General features: G+C 64.4%; 19 protein-coding genes. 7 read left to right on the forward strand and 12 right to left on the reverse strand.

Going from position 1 to position 18,873, the window contains the following annotated elements; genetic code table 11:
- The first annotated feature begins 74 nt into the window (after positions 1-74).
- The 3 genes from DXK50_RS07745 (at position 75) to pyk (ending at position 3,382) form a co-directional block, all read left to right on the forward strand.
- Positions 75-881 (forward strand): tetratricopeptide repeat protein, encoded by an 807-nt coding sequence (locus DXK50_RS07745; RefSeq protein WP_212629895.1) that lies wholly within the window; start codon positions 75-77, stop codon positions 879-881.
- Between the two features lie 69 nt (positions 882-950).
- Positions 951-1,859, forward strand: coding sequence for a universal stress protein (locus DXK50_RS07750; RefSeq protein ID WP_212629896.1), 909 nt, complete (start codon positions 951-953; stop codon positions 1,857-1,859).
- Between the two features lie 71 nt (positions 1,860-1,930).
- Positions 1,931-3,382 (forward strand): pyruvate kinase, encoded by a 1,452-nt coding sequence (gene pyk / locus DXK50_RS07755; protein WP_161865134.1) that lies wholly within the window; start codon positions 1,931-1,933, stop codon positions 3,380-3,382.
- Positions 3,383-3,445: 63 nt separating this feature from the next.
- Here pyk and DXK50_RS07760 read toward each other — a convergent pair whose 3' ends face one another.
- Genes DXK50_RS07760 through DXK50_RS07770 form a run of 3 tightly spaced genes read right to left on the reverse strand, consistent with a single transcriptional unit; the run spans position 3,446 to position 6,335 of the window.
- On the reverse strand, positions 3,446-4,219 hold the full coding sequence (locus DXK50_RS07760; protein WP_212629897.1) for an enoyl-CoA hydratase: 774 nt from the start codon (positions 4,217-4,219) through the stop codon (positions 3,446-3,448).
- A gap of 57 nt (positions 4,220-4,276) precedes the next feature.
- Positions 4,277-5,215 (reverse strand): iron-sulfur-binding ferredoxin reductase, encoded by a 939-nt coding sequence (locus DXK50_RS07765; protein WP_212629898.1) that lies wholly within the window; start codon positions 5,213-5,215, stop codon positions 4,277-4,279.
- Complete coding sequence (locus tag DXK50_RS07770; protein ID WP_212629899.1) at positions 5,208-6,335, reverse strand: GGDEF domain-containing protein; 1,128 nt, start codon at positions 6,333-6,335, stop codon at positions 5,208-5,210. Before DXK50_RS07770 ends, DXK50_RS07765 begins: the two co-directional genes overlap by 8 nt.
- A gap of 289 nt (positions 6,336-6,624) precedes the next feature.
- On the opposite strand from DXK50_RS07770, the gene DXK50_RS07775 reads away from it, so the two are divergent.
- Positions 6,625-8,148 carry a fumarate hydratase gene (locus DXK50_RS07775; protein ID WP_024309079.1) on the forward strand — a complete coding sequence of 508 codons (1,524 nt, stop codon included), beginning with the start codon at positions 6,625-6,627 and terminating at the stop codon, positions 8,146-8,148.
- Between the two features lie 364 nt (positions 8,149-8,512).
- Here DXK50_RS07775 and dsdA read toward each other — a convergent pair whose 3' ends face one another.
- Positions 8,513-9,871, reverse strand: a complete 1,359-nt coding sequence (dsdA, locus tag DXK50_RS07780) for a D-serine ammonia-lyase (RefSeq protein ID WP_212629900.1) — start codon at positions 9,869-9,871, stop codon at positions 8,513-8,515.
- 138 nt (positions 9,872-10,009) lie between these two features.
- Between dsdA and DXK50_RS07785 the strand changes: the two genes are divergently transcribed.
- Both DXK50_RS07785 and DXK50_RS07790 read left to right on the forward strand, forming a co-directional pair.
- Positions 10,010-10,684, forward strand: a complete 675-nt coding sequence (locus tag DXK50_RS07785; protein WP_212629901.1) for a DUF1028 domain-containing protein — start codon at positions 10,010-10,012, stop codon at positions 10,682-10,684.
- A 237-nt stretch (positions 10,685-10,921) separates the two neighbouring features.
- A complete protein-coding gene (locus DXK50_RS07790) occupies positions 10,922-12,262 on the forward strand; it encodes a beta-galactosidase (RefSeq protein WP_212629902.1) in 1,341 nt (446 codons plus the stop codon).
- On the opposite strand, the gene zapE is transcribed toward DXK50_RS07790, so the two are convergent.
- Genes zapE through DXK50_RS07805 form a run of 3 tightly spaced genes read right to left on the reverse strand, consistent with a single transcriptional unit; the run spans position 12,257 to position 14,840 of the window.
- Entirely contained in the window at positions 12,257-13,372 is a 1,116-nt protein-coding gene (gene zapE, locus DXK50_RS07795; RefSeq protein WP_212629903.1) for a cell division protein ZapE, read from the reverse strand. The two genes, DXK50_RS07790 and zapE, sit on opposite strands and share 6 nt — an antisense overlap.
- Complete coding sequence (locus tag DXK50_RS07800; protein ID WP_212629904.1) at positions 13,369-14,253, reverse strand: carbon-nitrogen hydrolase family protein; 885 nt, start codon at positions 14,251-14,253, stop codon at positions 13,369-13,371. The genes zapE and DXK50_RS07800 overlap by 4 nt, the downstream gene beginning before the upstream one ends.
- Complete coding sequence (locus DXK50_RS07805) at positions 14,253-14,840, reverse strand: GNAT family N-acetyltransferase (protein ID WP_212629905.1); 588 nt, start codon at positions 14,838-14,840, stop codon at positions 14,253-14,255. The genes DXK50_RS07800 and DXK50_RS07805 overlap by 1 nt, the downstream gene beginning before the upstream one ends.
- Before the next feature lie 113 nt (positions 14,841-14,953).
- Here DXK50_RS07805 and DXK50_RS07810 point away from each other — a divergent pair, with 113 nt between their 5' ends.
- Entirely contained in the window at positions 14,954-15,352 is a 399-nt protein-coding gene (locus DXK50_RS07810; RefSeq protein WP_143500849.1) for a nuclear transport factor 2 family protein, read from the forward strand.
- A 335-nt stretch (positions 15,353-15,687) separates the two neighbouring features.
- On the opposite strand, the gene DXK50_RS07815 is transcribed toward DXK50_RS07810, so the two are convergent.
- From DXK50_RS07815 to DXK50_RS07835, 5 genes are all read right to left on the reverse strand, one after another.
- Positions 15,688-15,990 carry a ribbon-helix-helix domain-containing protein gene (locus DXK50_RS07815; RefSeq protein WP_212629906.1) on the reverse strand — a complete coding sequence of 101 codons (303 nt, stop codon included), beginning with the start codon at positions 15,988-15,990 and terminating at the stop codon, positions 15,688-15,690.
- Positions 15,991-16,080: 90 nt separating this feature from the next.
- Positions 16,081-16,665, reverse strand: coding sequence for a DJ-1/PfpI family protein (locus DXK50_RS07820; RefSeq protein WP_212630003.1), 585 nt, complete (start codon positions 16,663-16,665; stop codon positions 16,081-16,083).
- 93 nt (positions 16,666-16,758) lie between these two features.
- On the reverse strand, positions 16,759-17,367 hold the full coding sequence (locus DXK50_RS07825) for a DUF2846 domain-containing protein (RefSeq protein ID WP_212629907.1): 609 nt from the start codon (positions 17,365-17,367) through the stop codon (positions 16,759-16,761).
- A gap of 136 nt (positions 17,368-17,503) precedes the next feature.
- Positions 17,504-18,415 (reverse strand): SDR family oxidoreductase, encoded by a 912-nt coding sequence (locus DXK50_RS07830; RefSeq protein ID WP_161865147.1) that lies wholly within the window; start codon positions 18,413-18,415, stop codon positions 17,504-17,506.
- A gap of 112 nt (positions 18,416-18,527) precedes the next feature.
- Positions 18,528-18,860, reverse strand: coding sequence for a hypothetical protein (locus tag DXK50_RS07835; protein WP_161865148.1), 333 nt, complete (start codon positions 18,858-18,860; stop codon positions 18,528-18,530).
- Positions 18,861-18,873: the final 13 nt, after the last annotated feature.

Raw genomic sequence — 18,873 nt, forward strand, 5'->3', positions numbered from 1 at the left:
CGGCAGCGCCTTGGCGCTGACCGATGTGCTGACTAGACTGCGCCGCATCGGCCCGTTTCGGCCAAGGAGCCCGCATGCAGCTCGCCCGCCTGCTTACCCTCGTCATCGGTGCCAGCCTGCTGAGCGCCTGCGCCCCGACCACGCCGCTGTTCATCGCCCAGGTCACCACCAATGAAGTAGTGGAATACAAGGCGCTGAAGACCCAGCGCATGACCGCCGCCATCGAAGAAGAAGGCGACCTGCTGACCTACAGCGCCCTGGCCATTCGCGACGCCCACAGCGCCAAGGCCGAAGCGCTGTATCTGGACGGTTATCGCGACCGCCAACTGAGCGGCGAGGTGCGCGCGATCGCCCTCTATCAGATCGGCCTGATCTACATGAGTCGCTTCAATGAGCAGCGCGACGATGCCAAGGCACTCAACTATTTCTACAAGGTGCTCAACGAATTTCCTGCCAGCCAGGCCGCCAGCCGCGCCGAGGAGCGTATCTCGACGATCCGCCAGCGAGCTGACGAGCCGATCCAGCAGACCTCGCGCGAGCTGCTGGCGAACTGGCAACCGAGCCAGAACCTCGATCTGTACAAACCCAGCCTGGATCCGGACATGACCCTGCTGTCACGTCGAGCCGTACTCAAGGGGCGCGTCGAGGAAGCCGAGCAGCTTTACCTGCTGGGTCTGGCCGACCCGCACGTGCCAGCGGACATCAAGGAAAAGGCGCTGTATCAGCTGGCGCTGATGCACATGGCACCGGACAACCCCAACGCCAACCGCGACAAGGCCATCGCCTATCTGCGCCGCCTGCTGGTGCAGTTCCCCGAAGGCGAGCTGAGCGCCAAGGCCGCTCGTCATCTGGACCTGGCGCTCAATCCGGGCCAGCGCTGACCCATATCAATGCCGCGCGCCACCACCAGGTCTGTAATACCCATACAGACACCTGGCGAGGCCGCTGCCATGAAACTGCAACGACTGTTGGTCGTCATCGACGCCGAACACCAGCAACAACCTGCCCTGCAACGCGCCGTCGACATCGCGCGCCAAGTCGGTGCCGAGTTGCACCTGCTGAAGATCGAATACCACCCGAGCCTGGAAAGCGGCCTGCTGGACAGCCAGTTGCTCAACCGCGCCCGTGAAGCCATCCTGCGTCAGAGCAATGAGGAGCTACGCGCCAGCGTCGCCCATCTGAGCGATGAAGGATTCAGAATCGACGTGGACGTGCGCTGGAGCAAGCGCCGACATGAAGAGATCCTCGCCCGCGTTGCCGTGCTGCAACCGGACATCCTGTTCAAGTCGACCCATCCCGGCAATGCGCTACGCCGCCTCCTGTTCAGTGATACCAGCTGGCAACTGATCCGCCGCTGCCCTGTGCCGCTGTGGCTGGTGCACGATGCCGAGCCCCGCGGGCAAAGTCTGTGCGCGGCACTCGACCCGCTGCACAGCGCGGACAAGCCTGCCGCCCTCGATCATCAGCTGATTAGTACCAGCCAGGCCCTGCAGGCTGCGCTCGGCCTGCATGCCCAGTACCTGCATGCGCAGGCGCCACTGCCACGTTCGCTACTGTTCGACGCCGAGGTAGCGCAGGCGTATGACGACTACGTGAACCAGTGCAGCCGCGAGCACCGCGAGGCCTTCGACAAGCTGATTGGCCAGTACGCCATTGATCGGGCGCAGGCCCACCTGCTGGACGGATTTGCCGAGGAAGTCATTCCGAAATTCGTGCATGAGCACAATATCGGTCTGCTGGTGATGGGCGCCATCGCCCGTGGCCATCTCGACAGTCTGTTGATCGGCCACACCGCGGAGCGGGTGCTGGAACGCGTCGAGTGCGATCTGCTGGTGATCAAACCGGACAGCAAAGGGTAGTGCACAGGAACAATGACTACAGCTGAACGTCGTAGTAGCCTCCCTGACATAGTTCACTAGGGAGTTCGTGCATGACCTTTCGCCGCACCAAAATCGTCGCCACCCTGGGCCCGGCCAGCAGCTCGCCGGAAGTGCTGGAGCAACTGATCCTCGCCGGTCTCGACGTGGCCCGTCTGAACTTCTCCCATGGCACGCCGGACGACCACAAGGCGCGCGCCGCCCTGGTCCGCGAGCTGGCCGCCAAGCACGGCCGCCACGTTGCCCTGCTCGGCGACCTGCAAGGCCCGAAAATTCGCATCGCCAAGTTCGAGAACAAGCGCATCGAGCTCAAGGAAGGCGACCTGTTCCGTCTCTCCTCCAGCCACTCGCGCACGGCCGGCACCCAGGAAGTGGTCGGTATCGACTACCCGGCGCTGATTCAGGATTGCGATGTCGGTGACGAACTGCTGCTCGACGACGGCCGCGTGGTCATGCGCGTCGAACTCAAGGGCGCCGATGAACTGCACTGCCGCGTGGTGATCGGTGGCCCGCTGTCGGACAACAAGGGCATCAACCGCCGTGGCGGTGGTCTGACCGCACCGGCGCTGACCGACAAGGACAAGGCCGACATCAAGGTCGCTGCCGAGATGGATCTGGATTACCTGGCCGTCTCCTTCCCGCGTGACGCCGCCGATATGGACTATGCCCGTCGCCTGCTCACCGAAGCCGGCGGCACTGCCTGGCTGGTGGCCAAGATCGAACGCGCCGAGGCGGTGGCCGACGACGAAGCCCTCGATGGCCTGATCCGCGCCAGTGACGCGGTGATGGTGGCTCGTGGCGACCTGGCCGTGGAAATCGGCGATGCCGAGCTGGTCGGCATCCAGAAGAAGATCATCGCCCACGCCCGTCGCCTGAACAAAGCGGTGATCACCGCCACGCAGATGATGGAGTCGATGATCCACAGCCCGATGCCGACCCGTGCCGAAGTCTCCGACGTGGCCAACGCCGCGCTGGACTACACCGATGCGGTGATGCTGTCGGCCGAAAGCGCCGCCGGCGAATACCCGGTCGAGGCCGTGCAGGCCATGGCGCGTGTGTGCCTGGGCGCCGAGAAGCACCCGACCAGCAAGCAGTCCAGCCACCGCCTGGGTCGCACCTTCGAGCGCTGCGACGAAAGCATTGCCCTGGCGACCATGTACACCGCCAACCACTTCCCGGGCGTCAAGGCCATCATCAGCCTCACCGAGAGTGGCTACAGCCCGCTGATCATGTCGCGCATCCGCTCGTCGATCCCGATCTTCGCCTTCACCCCGCATCGCGAGGCGCAGGCCCGCGTGGCCCTGTTCCGCGGCGTCTACACCGTGCCGTTCGACCCGGCCTCGCTGCCGGCGAACAAGGTCAGCCAGGCGGCAGTGGACGAGTTGCTCAAGCGTGGCGTGGTAGAGCCGGGCGACTGGGTGATCCTGACCAAGGGCGACAGCTACCATGGCACCGGCGGCACCAACACCATGAAGATCCTCCATGTCGGCGATCCAATGGTGTAATCCACCTGTCAATGCAAAAGGCCGCTCGATGAGCGGCCTTTTGTTTTCCGAGGCGGGCGCAGCCTATGCGAAGCGAGAGAAATCCGGCTTTCTGCGCTGCATGAATGCCGTCAGCGCCTCGATGGCCTCGGGCGAGCGCAGGCGCTGACCGAACAGGGCACCCTCCTCCTCGATCACCTTGCGCAACTCCTCGCGTCCCGGTGCACGCATCAGGCGTTTGCTGTCGGCAACGGCCGATGGCGCCAGTTCGAGAAAGCATTGCGCCATCTCACGGGCCTTGCTCAAGGTCGCCGCACCATCATCGAGAGCCTGATTGGCGATGCCCCAGGCAGCCGCCTGCTCCCCTGTGAATGACTGGCCTAGCATCAGCAGCTCGGCAGCACGCGCGTGCCCCAGCAAACGCGGCAAAATCTGGCTTGAACCGTACTCGGGGCACAGCCCCAGGTTGACGAAAGGCATCTTCAGCTGTGCATCGCGGGCGACATAGACCAGGTCGCAATGCAGCAACAGGGTGGTACCGATGCCCACCGCCGGGCCGGCCACAGCGGCGACCACCGGCTTGCTGAAGTCGAACAGCGCGCGCATGAACTGGAATACTTCACTGTTCAGCCCGTTCGGCGGCGCCTGGATGAAGTCGGCGACATCGTTGCCGCTGGTGAAGCAGTCCTCGCCACCGGTCAGCAGCACCACGCGCACACTCGTATCGCGCTCGGCCTCGTCCAGCACCTCGGCCATGCCGGCGTACATGGCGCGGGTCAGCGCATTCTTCTTGTCCGGGCGATGCATGCGCAGGGTCAACAGACCGCCGTCGCGTTGGATATGCAGGTGTTCGCTCATGCAAGGCTCCAGGCCAAGGTGCGGGCCAGCCTGGCAGCAAGAGCGGTCAGGTGCAGCCTACGCGCGGGTGAGAAAGACGTCGGCGAGCATCTGACTGCGCGGCAAACCTGCCATGTAGAGGCGCCGCGCGAAGCCGTCGACCGTCTCCGGATGGCCGCAGAGTAAGGCGAGGGTCTGCCGTGAAACAAGGCGCAGTTCGGCCAAAGCAGCCGGCAACTGCGCCGCCGTCACCAGCTCCACCTGCAGCTTGCCGTGCTGCGCTGCCAGCGCCTGCAGTTCGTCGGCCAGATAGTGCTCGGCCGCGTCATGCGCCACGTGCAGCAGACGAATGGCCCCCTGATGTTCCTGGCGCAATGCCTCGCGCAGCACCCCGTACAAGGGCGCCAGCCCGGTACCTGCGGCGAGCAGCCAGAGCGGACGCGACTGCCAGTCGGCATCGTAATGCAGCGCACCACCGCGCAACTCGCCCAGGCGCAGCCCATCGCCCGGCTGCAGGCGCCGCGCTGCATCACAGAACGCCCCGGGCTTGCGGCAATCGATATGAAACTCCAGCCAGTCGTCTTCGCCCGGCACGCTGGCCAGCGAATAGGGCCGGGCGACTCCCTCTTCGCTCCACAGCAACACATGCTGACCGGGGCGATAGCGCAGTGGCCGCTCCGGCTGCAGGCGCAGACGCAGGACCTGCGGACTGGGCCAATCAAGGGCAACCACTCGCGCGGCCAGGCCATCGCGCTGTGGATCGAAGGGTTCGACCTGCAGATCACCGACCACCTGGCACTGGCAAGCCAGACGCCAGCCCTCGGCGCGCTTGTCGTTAGCCAGCGCCTCGGGTTGCAGATCCAGCGGCTCGCCGTCCACGCAACGCACCAGACAGGCGTGGCAACTGCCAGCCCGGCAGCTGTAGGGCACGGCCACACCGCCGCCGAGCAGCGCATCGAGCAAGTTGGTTTGCTGGGCCACCTGCAGCTGTCGGGCGCCCACACGCAGCTCAGGCACCCGCGCGCTCCCAGCTGGCATCGCAACGATTGCGCCCGCCGCGCTTGGCCTGATAGAGCGCCTGATCCGCGCGTTGCAGGGCTTCGTCGAGGTCATCGCCAGCGAACAGCAGCGTCATGCCGGCGGACAGACTGAGGCTGTCGATTTTCATCCCCACCGGCTCGGCGCTGGCGAACGCCTCGCGCAGTCGCTCGCAGCAGGCGGTGAACTGATCGGCATCGGTATTGGGCAGTAGCAGGACGAACTCCTCACCGCCGTAGCGGGCAATGATGTCGCCGTCACGCAGACAGGCTCGGGCCACCGCGGCGAAGGTCTGCAGCACCCGGTCGCCAGCGGCATGACCATGAGCATCGTTGATTCGCTTGAAATGGTCCAGGTCGATCAGCGCCAGGCCGTGTTGCCGCCCATGCCCGAGATGCTCCAGCTCACGACTGGCCAGACGCAGGAAATGCCGGCGATTGAACAGCCCGGTCAGCTCGTCGGTGGCGACCAGTTCCTCGAGCTGACGCATCATCCCGCGCAGGGTGTCCTGATGCGCCTGCAAGGCGAACCGACGCTGACGCATGCGTTTACGCATGGCCTGCACGTAGCTGGAGAACAGGCACAGCCAGACCAGCAGAATGAACAGCACCCACACCTGCAACCAGGCCATGCTCGGGTCCACCAGCTGCATGCGATAGGCCTCCACCAGCACCATCGCAGTAAACCCGAAAAAGGCGAAGGCAGCGCACCGCGCGAACACCCGGGGCGGCAACTGGAACACGCCGAACAGCAGGATCAGCACGTAGAAGACCATCATCACGCCGCGTGCGCTGTCGAACAGCGCCAGCAACGGCGGCTGCCAGGCCAGCGCGACCAGCACCTGCGCCTGGGTCAGGCTGGGGTCTTCGTAGCGCAGGTTGCGCCCGGAAAGAAACAGCCAGAGAAACACCAGCTGACTGCCGAACACGCCGAGGGTCAACCAGGCGGCCGTGCTGATGGAGCCGAGAAACAGACCATTGAATACAGCGAACCAGCAGACGAGCGCCATCATCGCGTAGGTAGCGAAGGCCATGGCGAAGCGTTTGAGCAGAAGGCTTTGCAGGCTGCGCTGCGTGCCCCGACGAGTGGTTGAGCTCATGGGCTCCATCCCATACTGGCATCTGGCCGTTACTCTACCCCTGTGATCACAGATTGCCTAGCGAGCCGATCACCGCCCACCCGGCTAACATCATCGACCTTAAGCGACTGTGCCCTATACGACCGCCGCGGTATACTGCCGCGCCTTTTTTGTTGCTGCCCTGTGTGGCGGCCACCTAAGCAGACCGTCGCGGGCGACGTGAAAAATCGCTCTCGACCGTTTTTCGCCGTTGCGCCGGGTCGTTGTCCGGCGCTTCCTTGTAGATGTTCCCTGATAGAGGAGCGCCCCAATGACCGTGATCAAGCAGGACGACCTGATTCAGAGCGTTGCCGACGCACTGCAGTTCATCTCCTATTACCACCCCGTCGACTTCATCCAGGCGATGCACGAGGCCTACCTGAAGGAGGAGTCGCCAGCCGCCAAGGACTCCATGGCGCAGATCCTGATCAACTCGCGCATGTGTGCCACCGGCCACCGCCCGATCTGCCAGGATACCGGCATCGTCACCGTGTTCATCAAGGTTGGTATGGACGTGCGCTGGGACGGCGCCACCATGAGCGTCGACGACATGATCAACGAGGGCGTGCGCCGCGCCTACAACCTGCCCGAGAACGTCCTGCGCGCCTCGATCCTGGCCGACCCGGCAGGTGCCCGCAAGAACACCAAGGACAACACCCCGGCAGTGATCCACTACTCCATCGTCCCCGGTGACAAGGTGGAAGTGGACGTCGCGGCCAAGGGCGGCGGCTCCGAGAACAAGTCGAAGATGGCCATGCTCAACCCGTCCGACTCCATCGTCGACTGGGTGCTGAAGACCGTGCCGACCATGGGCGCCGGCTGGTGCCCGCCGGGCATGCTCGGCATCGGCATCGGCGGCACCGCCGAGAAGGCCGCGGTGATGGCCAAGGAAGTGCTGATGGAGCACATCGACATCCACGAGCTGCAGGCCCGCGGCCCGCAGAACCGCATCGAGGAGCTGCGTCTGGAGCTGTTCGAGAAGGTCAACCAGCTGGGCATCGGCGCCCAAGGCCTGGGCGGCCTGACCACCGTGCTCGACGTGAAGATCATGGACTACCCGACCCACGCAGCAAGCCTGCCGGTGTGCATGATCCCCAACTGCGCCGCCACCCGCCACGCCCACTTCGTGCTCGACGGCTCTGGCCCGGCCGTACTGGAGGCACCAGATCTGGATGCCTACCCGGAAATCGTCTGGGAAGCCGGCCCGAGCGCGCGCCGCGTCAACCTCGACACCCTGACCCCGGAAGAGGTACAGAGCTGGAAGCCGGGCGAGACCGTGCTGCTCAACGGCAAGATGCTCACCGGCCGCGACGCCGCGCACAAGCGCATGGTCGACATGCTGAACAAGGGCGAGCAGCTGCCCGTCGATCTCAAGGGCCGCTTCATCTACTACGTCGGCCCGGTCGATCCGGTCGGTGACGAAGTGGTTGGCCCGGCTGGCCCGACTACCGCCACCCGTATGGACAAGTTCACCCGTCAGATCCTCGAGCAGACCGGTCTGCTGGGCATGATCGGCAAGTCCGAGCGCGGCCCGATCGCCATCGACGCGATCAAGGACAACAAGGCCGTGTACCTGATGGCAGTCGGCGGCGCCGCCTACCTGGTGGCCCAGGCGATCAAGAAGTCCAAGGTGCTGGCCTTCGAAGAACTCGGTATGGAAGCCATCTACGAGTTCGAAGTCAAAGACATGCCGGTGACCGTCGCGGTCGACACCAAGGGCGAGTCGGTGCACATCACCGGCCCTGCGATCTGGAACAAGAAGATCGCCGAAAGCCTGGCGGTGGAAGTGAAGTAAGCAGCTGCAAGCGACCAGCTTCAAGCTGCAAGGAGAAGCCCGGCCAAGTGCCGTAATGCTGTTCACATAAGAAATGGTCGGACACGATCAGCCCCCTCCCCCCCTTTGAGGAGAGGGTTAGGGAGAGGAGAAAACAGGCAGTTTTGCGATGTTTTCAGCCCTCTCCCAGCCCCTCTCCCATAAATGGGAGAGGGGAGTCAAACGTGTACAGCCTTAAGTGAACAGCGTTACGGCCAAGTGCCGGGCTTCTACGTTTTCAGGCGCCCTCTTATCACTCATGAGTAGGAACCGCGCCCCGCGGCGAATTGGCCCGGGCACGCGACGGAGAAGCTTCGCCCGAGGGCGGGGCCCCTACAGGTATGCGTCAATCTACGCCCGAACCCTGCAACAGTTGCCGCCCTCGCGCCAGGTAGCTGTCCATTTCAGCCTGCGGCACCATGCTGCCGCCCGTTGCCCAGACCAGATGCGTCGCCTGCGCCATACGCTGCGGCGTCAGGCCCAGGCGCTTGCGGTAACCCTGCTGCTCGCCCAGCACACGCAACACACCCGTCAGTCCGGCCAGGGCCGAAGGCTCCAGGCGCTGACCCTCGGTCTGCTGCAGCAACGCCAGGTAGCGGAACAGCTGCTCGTCGCTGACCGTGTAATAGCCGTCGATCAGCCGCTGCATGGCGCGGCCGACGAAACCCGATGGCCGCCCTACCGCCAGGCCATCGGCCGCGGTGCGGTTGTCGATGCCGAAATCCTGCACCGCCAGTTCTTCATGTCGGCCGGTATGCACGCCGAGCAGCATGCACGGCGAATGCGTGGGTTCGGCGAACAGGCAGTGCACCGCATCGCCGAACGCCAGCTTCAGGCCGAAGGCCACGCCGCCCGGCCCGCCACCGACGCCACAGGGCAGGTAGACGAACAGCGGATGCTCGGCATCGACCACGACATCGGCCGCCGCGAGTTGCTGCCTGAGGCGTTCGCCAGCCACCGCGTAGCCGAGAAACAGGTGCCTGGAGTTCTCGTCATCGACGAAGTGGCAGCGCGGATCGGCCTCGGCCTGGCGGCGTCCCTGCTCCACGGCAACGCTGTAGTCACTGGCGTACTCGACCACGGTCACGCCATGGGCGCGCAGCTTGTCCTTCTTCCACTGACGGGCATCGGCGGACATATGCACCGTGGCCTGAAATCCCAGACGTGCACTGATGATGCCGATGGACAGGCCGAGGTTGCCGGTAGAACCGACCGCCACCTGATAGCCAGCGAAGAAGGCGCGCATCGCATCGCTGTCGAGGCAGGCGTAATCGTCATCGAGCCTGAGCAGACCGGCCGCCAGTGCCAGGTCTTCGGCATGCTTGAGTACCTCGTAGATGCCGCCACGGGCCTTGATCGAACCGGAGATGGGCAGATGGCTGTCGCGCTTGAGCCACAGCGCGCCGATTTCTTCTTCGGCCTCTTCACGCAGCAGCGCCTGCATCTGCGGCAAGGGCAGAATATCCGACTCGATAATGCCGCCGCTGGCCACCGTCTGCGGGAACGCCCGGGCCAGGTAGGGCGCGAAGCGCTCGAGACGCGCGCGGGCGTCGGCCACATCGGCAGCGCTCAAACCGACATCGGCCAGTGCTTCGGCAGCAGGCGCCACGGCGGGGTTGAACCAGCTGGTTTCGCGCAGGGCGATCAGCTCGTCGAGCAGCGGAAACTCCGCGCGCCATTGCGCGAGCGACTGGCCAAGAATCATGCGCATCCCTCATAACAGGCAGTGAACAGTACGCATTAGACGACGCCCGGGCTGATCTGGCAAAGGCAGCAGCGGCCAGCCAAGCGGAACGATACCGGCCTGGTGATGGCCTAAGCTGAAAATCGTCCAGGAGTCGCCATGACCTTTTCCATCATCGCCCGTTGCCCGCGCAGCGGTCAGTTCGGTGTCGCCGCGGCCACCGCCATGCCCGCCGTGGGCAAGCTGCTCAGCCACGCGGCGGCCGGCGTCGGCGCGGTGGCGACCCAGGCGCAGGTCAATCCCTATCTGGGCCTGGACGGTCTTGCGCTGCTGCGCCAGGGGCATTCGGCGCAGGATGCGCTGGAGCGACTCAAGGACACCGATCCCTGCATGGAACTGCGCCAGTGCGCGCTGATCGACGCCCAGGGCGATTCGGTCTGCTGGACAGGCGAGAAATGCATTCCCTGGGCCGGTTCGCTGAACGGCGAGCAGTTCTCCGTACAGGGCAATCGCCTGGTCGGCCCACAGGTGCTCGAAGCGGTAGCCGAGGCCTTTCGCCAGGCGCAAGAACGCCCGCTGATCGAGCGTCTGATCGAGGCGCTGGCGGCCGGTGACCAGTGCGGTGGCGACCGCCATGGCGAATCCTCGGCAGTGATCTACGTGGTCGATCGGGAGGAGTACCCACTGTGGGACATCCGCGTCGACCACCATCTCGATCCAGTGGCCGAGCTGCGCCGCCTGCATGACGTATTCGCCCGTGAAGTGCTGCCCGAAATTCTTGCCATGCCGACCCGTGACAACCCGGCAGGCAAGGCGGCGGAAGACGCCGTCTAAGGCAACGCCGCCGATAAATAGCGGACGACAGCACCACAGTCGCCACCGAGCGGACCGATACGCTGGCAACGCCAAGTGACAACTCCAAACGTCAATCTTCTGGCTTTGCAAAACGCCATCAAGCCGTCAGTCGCGTTATCGCTGCCCTCCATCACCAAGCCTGGCATAGCCAGGTTTGCAGCCGATGGGCCGATCTTAAGCTGCTATTCCGAGTAACTCTCGCAAGGGAGAGCAGCCATGTTCAGTATCCCCTCCTTCCGCCTGCGTCGCGCCCTGGGCACGGGCCTGTTGTCTCTGTCACTGCGCCTCGGTCTGAGCGCCCAGGCCGCCCCCTCGAACTCGATGAAGGCGCCGCGACCGGTGGTTTGGTCGGACTTCCTGGGTCTCAACGTACAACTGCAGTGGTTTCCCGAGCAGACCTATCGACAGCAGATCGCCAAGTTGAAGGCGCTCGATTTGCGGTGGATTCGCCTGGGCCTGCACTGGGAACGCCTGGAGCCCGCCCCGGGACAATGGCAATGGACGGACCTTGATCGCCTGATGCAGGTGATCGAGCAGGAACAACTCAAGCCCCTGGTGTACCTGGTCGGTTCGGCCCCCTTCGCTACGTCCGCACCGGCCGGCGTGAGCAACCCAGACCAGTACCCGCCAACCAACCCGCAATTGTTCGCCAACAGCTTCGCCGCACTGGCCAGCCGCTATCCCCATGTCGATGCCTGGCAGGTCTGGAACGAGCAGAACATTCCGCCCTTCTGGCAGCCGGCCGAAGATCCAGTCCAGTACCGGCAGTTGCTGGAAAGCAGCCTCGGCGCACTGACCGCCGCCCGCCCGGACGCCACCCAGGTGATAGGCGGCCACGCCTACTACAGCCAGATGCCCGTACGTGGCGGCCTGATGCTGCAGGCCATTACCCAGCTGGGCAGCGTGAGGCCGGATAGAGTGACGGCCTACCACCCTTACAGTCACCAGCCAGAGGGCGACGTGCCCGGTGCCTTCGATTTCGTTACCCACGCCAATACGGTCAACCAGTATCTGCGCCATTCTGGTAGCGGGCCAATCTGGGCCACGGAGTTCGGCTGGTCGAGCTATGCCGGGCCGGTGGAACTGCAACCGATCATCGGCGAACAGGGCCAGGCCGACTACATGCTGCGGCGCCTGGCGCTGATGAGCGCGATGGATTTCGACCGCATCTTTCTCTTCACCCTCAGCGATCTGGATGCTCGCGCCACGCCACGCGACCAGTTCTATGGCCTCCTGCGCCTGAACGGCAGTGAGAAAACCGCCTACCAGGCACTCAAGCGCTTCCTGCAGATCAGCGGCCCCAGCCTCACGCCACTGGACCCGCCGGCCTTCACCAGTGCGCCGGCCGACATGTTCAGCATCGCCTGGCAGCGCGCCGATGGGCGCTGGCTGTGGATGTTCTGGGCGCAGGAGAACGGTACCGTGCGCCTGCAACGCAGCGGCAGCGGCAGCGGCACCCTCTACAACCCGCTGCGCGGCACCAGTCAGAGCGTGCGCTCGAGCGGCGGCAGCATCAACGTCACGGTCGGCCGCGAGCTGCAGATGCTGATCTTATGAACAGCCAAAACGCTCCAGCTGCATCTCGCGCAAACGGCTCAACGTGCGGCGAAAGGCAAAGCCGAGGTAGCCCTGGGTGTACAGCTCATCCAGCGCCACCTCGGCTTCGATATACAGCGGCACGCGGCGGTCGTAGCACTCGTCAACCAGGGCGATGAAACGGCGTACCGCATCGTCGTTACGCGACAGCGCCGGCAGTTGCCGATCCCCGGCGTCGACCCGCTCGGCACCGTCCTCGGTGCCACGGGCGATACGCCCCTCGCGTTGCTCGCCACCCAGGCACGGCACTTCACCAAGAAGAATCGCCGGGAAGCGCTCGCACAGCTCGATGAAATCCGGCGCGGCCAGCGGCCGTTCACACAGCTCCCGGAAGCGGCACCAGAGCGCTGCCGGGCTATGGCCGAGGTTTTCGATACGGCGATGGCTGAGTTCGACCGGCTCGCGGCTGACGCTTTGCCCCTCGCTCAGACGAGCGAAAAGCTCACCCAGCGCCTGCGGCTGCTGCACCCAGTAGCGCTGCACCTCGGCACCGGGATGCAGACGATGATCCTGCTCGCCGTCCACGGTCACCACCTGCATGTGCGCCTCGAGCGCAGCGATGGCCGGCAGGAAGCGCTCGCGGTTGTAGCCATCGGCATAGAGCTGATCCGGCGGCTGGTTGGAGGTCGCCACCAGCACCACGCCCTGCTCCACCACCAGGCTGAGCAGGCGACCGAGCAGCATGGCATCGCCAATATCGCTGACGAACAGCTCGTCGAAACACAGCACGCGCACTTCGCGCCCCAGTTCTTCGGCCAGCAGGCGCAGCGGATCGGCATTGCCGGTGAGCTGAAACTGGCGGCGATGCACCCACTGCATGAAATGATGGAAATGCTGCCGCCGTGCCGGTATGCGCAGGCTGTTGTAGAAGCCGTCCATCAGCCAGGTCTTGCCGCGCCCGACCGGCCCCCAGAGGTAGACGCCGAGTGGGCGCTCACCACGATGCACAGCCTCATGACAGTGCTGCAGCGCATCCACGGCACGGCGCTGCGCGGCATCGGCGACGAAACCGCCCGCCAGCGCCCGTTGGTAGGCGGCCAGCGGGGAATCCGGTGACTGCGGGGCGTTCACCGCAGCACCAGCCGACCGCCTTCGAACTGCCGTGGCCAGTCGCGGCGGGTGAATACCTGGCCCTGCTCGCGCACGCGACGTACCTCGGCCAGATCCAGCTCGGCGATCAGCCAGTGGCTGCGCACGGGGCACAGCTCCTCGCTCTCGGCGATCACGCCATTGGCCGGCATGCCATAGTCCGACGGCACGTACAGCGCGGCGCGGCCGATGTTCTCGTCCAGTGCCGGCGACCAGGGTGCCAGGCCGACCGTGGGCGACTGCAGCACGGCAATCTGGTTTTCCAGGGCACGGGCCTGGGCACCAATGCGTACGCGATGGAAGCCCGCTTCGGTATCGGTGCAGCTGGGCGCCAGGATCAGATCGACGCCAGCCTCGGCCAGGGTGCGCGCCAGCAGCGGGAACTCGTTGTCGTAGCAGATCAGAATGCCCAGCTTACCCAGCGGCGTGTCGAACACCTTGAGCCCGCTGCCCGCCGCGATCTGCCACTGCTCCAGTTCGAAGCGCGTCATCATCAGCTTGTCCTGACTGCCCAGGCAGCCGTCCGGACCGAACAGCCAGGCGCGGTTGCGGTAGACGCCATCATCATCCAGCACGGCCACCGAGCCGGGTTGCAGATAGACCTTGAGCCGGCGCGCCAGGCTTTCGCACAGTTCCAGCCAGCGCGGCAGCAGCGCCTGGATGCCGGCGATGGAGCCGTGCAGGTCGCTGCGCTCAGCTTCCGGTAACTGCCCGGTGAGCACCAGGCCGGCGTATTCCGGCAACAGCAGCAACTCGGCGCCCTGCCCGGCCGCCTCCTCGCACAAGGTGGTCAAATGTTCGGCGTAGGCCTCCCAGCTCGTCAGCAGGTCGATGTGATATTGGCAGGCGGCAAGCTTGATCATCAGGTGAGTTCCTTGAGCCAGAACGACATGGGTTTGGCCGACTCCTCGGCTTCGTCCAGGTCACGCCAGTGGTACTGGGTGTGCAATTCGGGATGATGGCGATAGCCGCGGCGCGCCCAGAAGGCGTCCAGCGGCTGATAGTCCGCGGGCCGACGCGGGTGATCGGCCGGGCGCTGCACGGCGCAGAAGGCGCACCAGTGGAAACGACCCAGCTTGCGCGCATGGGCCTCGCGTTCGGCGAAGAAGCGCACGCCCAGGCCACGTCCGCGCCAGTCCGGCAACACCACCGACTCGGCGCAGTAGAAGATGCGCGCGGGATCCCAGCCTGCCGAGAGGAACGGCTGCTGGAATTCCACGGTTTCGTCAGCCAACGGCAGCGCCGTGGACGCACCGACCACGCGCCCATTGTCGCGCACCAGCACGCACAGACTATCGGCGCTGCGCACGTAGGTGTCGAGGTACTCGGCCTCGTAATCGAGGCTGCCGTCGTAGAGGTAGGGGAATTCGCGGAAGACCGTGATCCGCAAATGCGCCAGGTCTTCGATGTGGGGCGCTATCTGCGGCCCCTGGAGCAATTCGATGTCCATCTGGAGTCGTTCGCCAGCAGCAAGGTGACGCCGGCGGCTATGCCGGCACGAAAGCGCGAACTTATCATGCGTGCCAACCCCACCACTAACCACGCTACGAAAGGAACTTAGCCATGACCGCCACCGAACTGGTTCAGGCCTACTACGCCGCCTTCAATGCCGGCGACATGCCCGCCTTCCTCGACCTGCTGGCCGAGGACGTGGTGCACGACATCAACCAGGGTGAACGTCAGGTCGGCAAGGCCACCTTCGCCGCCTTCATGGACAAGATGAACCGCTGCTACCGTGAGCGCCTGGCCGACATCGTGGTGATGCAGAACGCGGCCGGCGACCGCGCCGCAGCCGAATTCGTGGTGCACGGTGAATACCTGGCCGACGATGAAGGTCTGCCACCGGCCAACGGCCAGACGTACGTGCTGCCGGCCGGCGCCTTCTTCGAAATCAGGAACGGCAAGGTCGCGCGCATCAGCAACTACTACAACCTCAACGACTGGGTTGCGCAGGTCGGCTGACAGACTCGGCTGGACGCGCGCACTGAGCAATCCGCCGATGCCCTGGTTTGCTCACCGCCAGCGTCCCCTGCGCCCGGGGGCGACCGCCTATATCTGGCCGTCTCGATTCGGACTGCGGTTTCGGCGAGCGACATAGATTTATCCAATTGAAGAAATAGGGATAATCCGTTTTCTAAATCGAAGCGCTTTTTCGATCATGCAGACCTGTTCATCAGCCCTACAGGAGTAACCTCGCATGAGCCTGATCAAGCGTTTCTTCCAGCCCGCCCAACCGACCCAACAGGCAGCCACGCCGAGCCTGCAGGAACATCCGAACTTCTGGATGTACCAGTGATTCAACCGGCTGCGCCAACCATCCGCAGCGGCACCTGTCGCCCTGCCTTCTGCGCCAGGTAGCGGGTGCAGCTGACGCGCAGGAACGAGGCGAAGTTGACCACTTCGCCACGAAAATCCATGACCTCCTCGTAGAGTTTGGCGATCAGCTGGTTGGTGGTCATGCCATCGACTTCGGCGATTTCGCGCAGGATGTCCCAGAACTGGTTTTCCAGGCGCAGGGTGGTCACCACGCCGGGGATGCGCAGTGAACGCGAGCGCGACTCGTAGAGGATGGGGTCAGCCTTTACATAGAGCTCGCACATCCGCTTTATCTCCTCACTAGCCTCGTAGCCCGGATGCAATCCGGGATGCCGGAAATGGTGAGACCCCGGATCGCATCCGGGCTACGTGGGTTAAAGGCGGATCTCCGTGCCAAGCACCTTGAGAAACGCCGCCAGCCAGGCCGGGTGCGCAGGCCAGGCCGGAGCAGTGACCAGCTTGCCCTGCACATGCGCCTGGTCCACCGCAATATCCACGTATTTGCCACCGGCCAATGTCACTTCCGGCGCACAGGCAGGATAGGCGCTGCATTCGCGCCCTTCCAGCACACCTGCGGCCGCCAGCAGCTGAGCCCCGTGGCAGACGGCAGCGATGGGTTTGTCAGCCGTGGCGAACGCCTTCACCAATGCCACGACCTCGCCATTGAGGCGCAGATATTCCGGCGCGCGGCCACCGGGAATGACCAGGGCGTCGTAATCCTCGGCGCGCGCCTTGGCGAAATCGAAGTTCAGCGCAAAATTGTGCCCCGGCTTCTCGCTGTAGGTCTGGTCGCCCTCGAAATCGTGGATGGTGGTGCGTACCGTCTGTCCGGTGACCTTGTCCGGGCAAACGGCATGCACGCTGTGGCCGACCATCTGCAGTGCCTGGAACGGCACCATGGTTTCGTAATCCTCGGCGTAGTCGCCGACCAGCATGAGAATCTTCTTGGCAGCCATGATCGTCTCCTGAAGGTAGGTGGAACGAACGCCATTATTCGCCCCTGTTTCTTCCGACAGGTAACAGCCGGGTACTACTCCCGCGGCTGCTTGCGGTCAGATGCCGACCTTGTCCAGCGCCTCGCCGATCGAGCGCCAGAAACCGCGCTGCGGGCGCTCCGGTTCCTGCTCACTGGCGGCGATGCGGGCCATCGGCTGCACCTGGCGGGTCGCACCCAGCTCGGCCTGTGCCAGCTCGGCCGACTCCAGTTGCAAGGGCCCATCACCGCCACCTTCCAGCGCCCCGCCCATGGGCGGCGGACCATCTTCGTCGTAACGCAGGTAATAGGTGGCGCCGACTGCGGCGTCGAGAGTGAAGCTGGCGATCAGGGTGAAATCGAATGGCCCGTCGGCCAGCAGCGTCCAGAAGCTGCCGGCCAGCGGGCGGCGCATTTCCAGTTTGTAGCTGGCGGCATCGAACTCCAGCACAAGGTAGGCATTGCTTGGCAGGCTGCCGATCAGCTGGTTGTCGAGAAACAGCCCGGGCGCCTCCAACTCCTGATCGGCCCAGTCGTTGCGCGGGCGGTACAGATAGACCAGGGCATGATTTTCGTCACTGAGGACATGAGGCGCGAAGGCTTCGCCTTTCACGGCGCCGAAGAAGGCTCCCGGGGTGGAACAGGCGGCAAGCAGGACGATGGGCAGCAACTGCAGCAGACGGCGCATCGGTCATTCCCTTTTTATGGTTATGCGCCCAGCTTAGCTTCGCTGCGCGGCCGTATCACCCGACGAAAGTGGGGGGCCTGCAGCGGAAAAGAAAAGGGCCGACATCGCTGCCGGCCCTTGTCCATTCGCATGTCGCTCAGAGCGCGTACTTCTGCAGGTTCGCCATCATTTCCTTCAGCGCTTCGACGTTGTCCGCCGGGTGCGCAGCACCTGTGAAATCGCAGATACGCTGCCAATTCGCTGCGACGTCCTCCGGGCTGAATCCGGACTTTGGATCGAAACCTGCACCCAGGCTGCGCTCCCAGCGCACCTTGCCGATCCAGCCGCCGCCAACTTCGAACAGGCCGCCGGTGTCCTGGCATGCCGCGCTAGCGAGATACACCACCAACGGGCTGACCAGTTCGGGTTTGAGCTGTTCGAACACCTGCGGCGGGATCAGGCCTTCAGTCATGCGTGTGGCGCCAGTCGGGGCGATGGCGTTGACCAGAATGTTGTTCTTGCGCCCTTCGATGGCCAGGGTGCGGGTCAGGCCGTAGAGGCCGAGCTTGGCCATGCCGTAGTTGCTCTGGCCGAAGTTGCCGTAAATACCGGAAGTGGAAGAGGTGAAGATCACACGGCCGAAATTCTGTTCGCGTAAATGCGGCCAGGCGGCGTGAGTGGTCTTGAAGGCGCCTTCGACGTGAACCTTGTAGACCAGGTCCCAGTCGGCGTCTTCCAGTTTGTGAAAGCTCTTGTCGCGCAGAATGCCGGCATTATTGACCAGCACGTCGATACGACCGAAATGGTCCAGCGCGGTCTGTACGATCCTGTCGCCATCGGTGACCGAATCGTGGTTGGCCACCGCGGTACCACCAAAGGCCCGGATCTCTTCAACCACCTTGTCGGCAGCCGAGGCGTTGGCGCCTTCGCCGTGCGTGCTACCACCCAGATCGTTGACCACCACCTTGGCGCCATGACGGGCAAACAGCAGTGCATGGGCGCGGCCCAGGCCACCGCCAGCACCGGTGACTATGACCACTTGATCTTCGAAACGGATGGCATCGCTCATCGACAGCTTCCTCGGGCAGATTGTGAATGGTCCCGAGTGTCAGGCAGCCCCGCGTGCTTCACAAGGCGCGCGGGGCCCCTGAATGACGGCCGATAATGCGACCTTATGCGCCTCAGCTACCGGAGCCGGAGCCGGAGCCGCTGCCACCAGTACCACCAGTACCGCTGCCACCGGTGCCGCTACCGCCGGTACCAGAACCCGTACCAGTGCCATTGGAACCGGCACCGTCACCACCCGGGTTGCCGTCGGTGTTAGGGCCCTGTACCGGTGGGATGCCGTCGCCATCATCGCCCGGGTTCATCGGTGCATCACCAGGAGCGGAGGGCATGGTCGGACCTGGAGAGCTGGTGCCATCGGACTCGGTTTCGGCAAAAGCCGGCAGGGCCATAGCGCCCAGAATCCCGCTCAACAGCAGTGCAGATAACTTCTTGTTCATGTTGTTCATGAGTAACCTCGAC

It is taken from the genome of Pseudomonas sp. KB-10, from assembly GCF_018221585.1.
GTDB lineage: Bacteria > Pseudomonadota > Gammaproteobacteria > Pseudomonadales > Pseudomonadaceae > Aquipseudomonas > Aquipseudomonas yangonensis.

Bases quoted from the DNA above. Each gene is read 5' to 3' on its own strand.
- DXK50_RS07775 (WP_024309079.1), top strand. From the start codon at position 6,625: ATGACCGTGATCAAGCAGGACGACCTGATTCAGAGCGTTGCCGACGCA.
- DXK50_RS07835 (WP_161865148.1), bottom strand. From the start codon at position 18,860: ATGAACAACATGAACAAGAAGTTATCTGCACTGCTGTTGAGCGGGATT.
- DXK50_RS07770 (WP_212629899.1), bottom strand. From the start codon at position 6,335: ATGAGCTCAACCACTCGTCGGGGCACGCAGCGCAGCCTGCAAAGCCTT.
- DXK50_RS07760 (WP_212629897.1), bottom strand. From the start codon at position 4,219: ATGAGCGAACACCTGCATATCCAACGCGACGGCGGTCTGTTGACCCTG.
- DXK50_RS07825 (WP_212629907.1), bottom strand. From the start codon at position 17,367: ATGCGCCGTCTGCTGCAGTTGCTGCCCATCGTCCTGCTTGCCGCCTGT.
- pyk (WP_161865134.1), top strand. From the start codon at position 1,931: ATGACCTTTCGCCGCACCAAAATCGTCGCCACCCTGGGCCCGGCCAGC.
- DXK50_RS07805 (WP_212629905.1), bottom strand. From the start codon at position 14,840: ATGGACATCGAATTGCTCCAGGGGCCGCAGATAGCGCCCCACATCGAA.
- DXK50_RS07810 (WP_143500849.1), top strand. From the start codon at position 14,954: ATGACCGCCACCGAACTGGTTCAGGCCTACTACGCCGCCTTCAATGCC.
- DXK50_RS07750 (WP_212629896.1), top strand. From the start codon at position 951: ATGAAACTGCAACGACTGTTGGTCGTCATCGACGCCGAACACCAGCAA.
- DXK50_RS07785 (WP_212629901.1), top strand. From the start codon at position 10,010: ATGACCTTTTCCATCATCGCCCGTTGCCCGCGCAGCGGTCAGTTCGGT.
- DXK50_RS07790 (WP_212629902.1), top strand. From the start codon at position 10,922: ATGTTCAGTATCCCCTCCTTCCGCCTGCGTCGCGCCCTGGGCACGGGC.
- dsdA (WP_212629900.1), bottom strand. From the start codon at position 9,871: ATGATTCTTGGCCAGTCGCTCGCGCAATGGCGCGCGGAGTTTCCGCTG.
- DXK50_RS07830 (WP_161865147.1), bottom strand. From the start codon at position 18,415: ATGAGCGATGCCATCCGTTTCGAAGATCAAGTGGTCATAGTCACCGGT.
- DXK50_RS07815 (WP_212629906.1), bottom strand. From the start codon at position 15,990: ATGTGCGAGCTCTATGTAAAGGCTGACCCCATCCTCTACGAGTCGCGC.
- DXK50_RS07800 (WP_212629904.1), bottom strand. From the start codon at position 14,253: ATGATCAAGCTTGCCGCCTGCCAATATCACATCGACCTGCTGACGAGC.
- DXK50_RS07745 (WP_212629895.1), top strand. From the start codon at position 75: ATGCAGCTCGCCCGCCTGCTTACCCTCGTCATCGGTGCCAGCCTGCTG.